Origin of the sequence: Actinomadura soli, from assembly GCF_005889715.1 — a bacterium.
Classification (GTDB): domain Bacteria; phylum Actinomycetota; class Actinomycetes; order Streptosporangiales; family Streptosporangiaceae; genus Spirillospora; species Spirillospora soli.
The window spans coordinates 1-5185 of sequence record NZ_VCKW01000397.1 but is presented as its reverse complement, the minus strand read 5'-3'; the positions used below and the strand labels follow the sequence as shown (position 1 = coordinate 5185).

Here is a 5185-nt window from a genome sequence, read left to right as displayed (position 1 = left end):
GCCCCACCACCGACTCCGCACCCACACCCAGACCACGCAGATAGTGCGCCAGCCGGTTGGCCTGCGCGTCCAACCCACCGAACGTCACCTCCACACCACCCGACACCACCGCCACCGCACCCGGGCCCACCGCCACCCGACCCGCCAGCATCTGCACCACCGAGTCACCCTCGACCACGGCCGCCGTGTCATTCCAGGTGGACAGGACGCGCTCCCGCTCCTGCGGGTCGAGGACGTCCACGGCGTGCAAGCGCGTGTCCGGCGCCGCGGTCACCACATCCAGGACCCGCACGAACCATTCGGCGATACGTCCCGCGGCGGGAGCGTCGAACAGGTCCGCGGCCACCGTCACCGAACCGCGCAGTCCGGCGGGACGGCCCGCTTCGTCCGATACCTCCTCGATCGCCACGTACAGGTCGAACTTCGCGGGGGCCGGGGCCGAGACGTCCGCGGGGGCGGCCGGGTCCGCGGGACCGCCGCCGCCTCGCACGCCCGGCAGGTCCAGGGCGGCGTCACCGTTGTTCTGCATGGTGAGGACCACCTGGGCCAGCGGGTGCCGGGCCAGCGATCGTTCGGGGGCCAGTTCCTCGACGAGCCGCTCGAACGGCACGTCCTGATGCGCCAGGGCGCCCAGGCTCGCCTCGCGGACACGGCCCAGGACCTGACGGAACTCCGGATCACCGGACAGATCCGTCCGGATCACCAGCGTGTTCAGGAAGAACCCGACCAGGTCGTCCAGCGCCTCGTCGGTACGCCCGGCTATCGGTGAGCCGACGGGGATGTCGGTTCCGGCGCCGAGCCGCGACAGCGTCACCGCGAGCGCGGCCTGCAACGCCATGAAGATCGTGACGCCCTCGTCGCGGGCCAGTCCGGCCAGCCGCCGGTGCACCTCGTCCGGCACCCGGAGCGGTATCCGGTGCCCCAGGTGGCTCGCGACCGCGGGACGCGGCCGGTCCACGGGCAGGGCCAGCTCCTCGGGAAGCCCGGCCAGCGTCCGCCGCCAGTACTCCACCTGCGACGACAACAGACTGCCCGGATCAGACTCGTCCCCGAGCAACTCCCGCTGCCACAACGTGTAATCCGCGTACTGCACCGGCAGCGGCTCCCACTCCGGAGCCTCGCCCCGCGAACGTGCCGCATACGCCGCCGACAGGTCGCGGCCCAGCGGGCCCATGGACAGCCCGTCGCCTGCGATGTGATGGACCACCGCCATCAGTACCTGCTCGTCCGGACCGGCCTCGAACAGCCACGCCCGGATCGGCGCCTCGGACGACAGATCGAACGCGTACCGGGCCGCCTCCGCCACCGCACCGGCCAGTTCCCCGGACTCCACCGGGGACACTTGCAGCTCCCATGCCACGTCCTTCGGGTCCAGGACGTGCTGGTACGGCTCGCCGTCCACGGCCGGGAACACCGTGCGCAGCGACTCGTGCCGGGCGATCACGTCGCGGAACGCCGCCTCCAGCAGCGCGGCGTCCACACCGGACAGCCGGATCGGCACCGGAATGTTGTAGGTGGGGCTCGGGCCCTCCAACTGGCTCAGGAACCACAGGCGGCGCTGCGCGAACGACAGCGGCACCCGCTCGGGACGCGTCCTCGCCCGCAGGGGCGCGCGCGCCGGGTCGGCCGCGTCGGCGGTCAGCCGCTCCGCCAGCCCGGCGACCGTCGGCACCTCGAACAGCGTGCGGACCTCGATCTCCAGGCCGAGGACGGCGCGGATCCGGGACACCAGCCGGGCCGCGAGCAGCGAATGCCCGCCCAGCTCGAAGAAGCCGTCGTCGACCCCGACCGAGTCCAGCCCGAGAACCTCGGCGAACGCCGCGCACAGCAGTTCCTCCCGCACCGTCGACGGGCCACGGGCGGCCTCGGCGCCGGTCCCGTAGTCGGGGAGGGGCAGGGCCTTGCGGTCGAGTTTCCCGTTGACCGTGAGCGGCAGCTCCGCCAGCGGCACCACCGCGGCGGGCACCATGTAGTCGGGCAGCCGCGCCGCGACGAAGTCCCGGAGCCCGTCGGCGTCGACTCCGCCGTCGTCGGGGTCGGCGGGCACCACGTAGGCGACCAGCCGCCTGTCGCCCGGGACGTCCTCGCGGGCGATCACGGCGGCCTGCGCCGCGCCGGGGTGGTTCCGCAGCACGGCCTCGACCTCGCCGGGCTCGATCCGGAACCCGCGGATCTTCACCTGCTCGTCCGCGCGGCCGACGAACACCAGCTGCCCGTCCGTCCTGCGCTTCACCACGTCACCGGTGCGGTACATCCGCTCACCGGACTCGTAGGGGCAGGCGACGAACCGCTCCGCCGTCAGCCCGGGGCGTCCCACGTACCCGCGCGTCACCCCGGTCCCGGCGACGTACAGCTCACCGGCCACCCCGGCCGGTACCGGCATGAGCGCGTCGTCGAGCACGAACAGCCGGGCGTTGGCGATCGGGGCGCCGATCGACGGATCGTCGCCCACCGCCAGCGGCGGCGACATGGACGCGCACACCGTCGTCTCCGTGGGCCCGTACGCGTTGATGAACCGCCGGCCCGGCGCCCACCGGTCCACCGATTCGCGGTTCAGCGCCTCACCCGCCGACACCAGGGTCGTCACGGAGGCCAGCTCGTCGGGGCCCAGGACCCCGAGCAGCGCGGGCGGGAGCGTCGCGTGCGTCACCGCGTGGTCCGCGACGAACTCCACCAGCCCGCCGCCGGGCGTCAGCCGGGACGCGGGCGCCACCACCAGCGCCGCGCCCGCGCACAACGTCACGAGGATCTCGGACACCGCCGCGTCGAACCCGGCCGAAGCGAACTGCAGCACCCGCGCGCCGGGCGGGACGTCGAAGTGCCGCTGTTGCGCCTCGACGAGGTTCACCGCTCCGCGGTGGGCGACCGCCACACCCTTCGGCACGCCGGTCGACCCGGACGTGTAGATCACGTACGCGAGCGCGGACGGGTCCACGGCCGTGTCCACCCGGGTGTCCGGGCAGCCGTCCAGGACCGCGGCGGTCACCGGTTCGTCGAGGGCGAGCATCCGCACCCGCCCGGCGGGCAGGTCGTCGAGCGCGTCCCGCGTGCCGACGATCAGCTGCGCCCGGCTGTCGGCGAGCATGAACGCCACCCGCTCGACCGGCAGCCGCCCGTCGATCGGCAGGTACGCCGCGCCCGCCTTCAGCACCGCGAGCGTCGCCATGATCAGCTCGGGGCCGCGCGGCAGGCACAACCCCACGACGGACTCGGCTCCGACGCCGAGGGCGCGCAGGTGGTGCGCCAGGCGGTTCGCGTCCGCGTCCAGCTCCCCGTACGGCAGCTCGACGCCGTCGCCCACGACCGCGACCGCGTCCGGGGCCGCGTCCACCCGCCGCTCGAACGACTCCACGACCGTGGAGGCCGCGACGTCCACCGCGGTGTCGTGCCGGCTGCCGAGCAGCAGGTCACGCTCGCCTGCGTCGAGGACGTCCACGGCGCGCAGGGCGATGTCCGGGGCGGCGGTCACCACGTCCAGGACCCGCGTGAACCAGCCCGCTATCCGCTCCGCTGCCGGCGCGTCGAACAGGTCCGCCGACACCGTCACCGAGCCGCGCAGCCCCGCCGCGCGCCCGTCGGCGTCGTAGGTCTCCGCCACCATCACGTCCACGTCGCATTTCACCGGTGCCACCGCGGCGGCGTCGACTCCCGGCGCCGTCCCCGTCCGGACGCCGGGCAGCTCCAGCGCCGCCCGCTCGACGTTCTGCAGGGTCATCACGACCTGGAACAGCGGGTGCCGCGCCATGGACCGCTCGGGGGCCAGTTCCTCCACCAGCCGCTCGAACGGAACGTCCTGGTGGGCCAGGGCCCCGAGGCCCGCCTCGCGGACGCGGCCCAGGACTTCCCGGAACTCCGGGTCGCCCGACAGGTCCGTCCGGATCACCAGCGTGTTCAGGAAGAATCCGACCAGGTCGTCGAGGGCCTCGTCGGTGCGTCCCGCCACCCCGGACCCGATCGGGATGTCGGTTCCGCCGCCGAGCCGCGACAGCGTGACCGCCAGCGCGGCCTGCAACGCCATGAAAATCGTGACGCCTTCGCCGCGGGCCAGTTCCGCCAGCCGCCGGTGCACCTCGGCCGGGACCCGCAGCGCCGCCACGTGCCCGACGTGACCGGCCACCGCCGGACGCGGCCGGTCCACCGGCAGCGCGAGTTCCTCGGGCGCGCCGGCGAGCGTCCGCCGCCAGTAGGCGACCTGCGCCGAGAGGAGGCTCTCCGGGTCGGACTCGTCGCCGAGAAGCTCCCGCTGCCACAGGGCATAGTCGGCGTACTGCACCGGCAGCGGCTCCCACGCCGGAGCCTCGCCTCGGACCCGCGTCGCGTACGCCGCCGACAGGTCCCGGCCCAGCGGGCCGCGTGACCAGCCGTCGCTGGCGATGTGATGCGTCACCACGAGCAGCACCTGCTCGTCCGCGCCGGTCTGGAACAGCGAGGCCCGGATCGGAACGTCCGCCGAGATGTCGAACTCGTGCCGCGCCGCCCGCGCCACCGCTCCGGTCAGCTCCCCGGGCTCCAACCGGACGACCTGGACGTCCCAGTCCAGATCCCGGACCTTCAGGATGTGCTGGTACGGCTCGCCGTCCACGGCCGGGAACACCGTGCGCAGCGACTCGTGCCGGCCGATCACGTCGCGGAACGCCGCCCGCAGCGCCGCGACGTCCAACTCGCCCGCGAGGCGGAGCACCACGGGCACGTTGTAGGTCGCGCTCGGGCGTTCCAGCTCGTTCAGGAACCACAGCCGCCGCTGCGCGAACGACAGCGGCACCCGCTCGGGACGCGTCCTCGGCCGCAACGGCGTGCGCGCCCGCTCCGGCTCCTGCTCGGCGAGGTACGCGGCCAGCTCCGCCACCGTCGGCGCCTCGAACAGCGTCCGGATCTCGACCTCGGCGCCGAGGACGGCGCGGATGCGGGAGACCAGCCGGACCGCGAGAAGGGAGTGCCCGCCCAGCTCGAAGAAGCTGTCGTCGACTCCGACCGCGTCCAGCCCGAGGACGTGCGCGAACGCCGCGCACAACGCCTCCTCCTGCGCGGTGGCCGGAGGACGGCTCTCCTTGGCGGCACTGGCGTAGTCGGGGCTGGGGAGTGCCTTGCGGTCGAGTTTGCCGTTACCGGTCAACGGCAGATCAGGCAACGCCACCACGGCCGCGGGAACCATATGGTCGGGCAGCGTGCGGGCCACGAACTCCCG

The 5185-nt window shown here is 73.8% G+C and carries 1 protein-coding gene; it reads right to left on the bottom strand.

What is annotated here, in order from left to right:
- Positions 1 to 5134, bottom strand: a 5134-nt coding sequence (locus ETD83_RS39060; protein ID WP_171064695.1) for a non-ribosomal peptide synthetase, incomplete at its 3' end; no start/stop codon positions are given.
- Positions 5135 to 5185 lie beyond the last annotated feature (51 nt).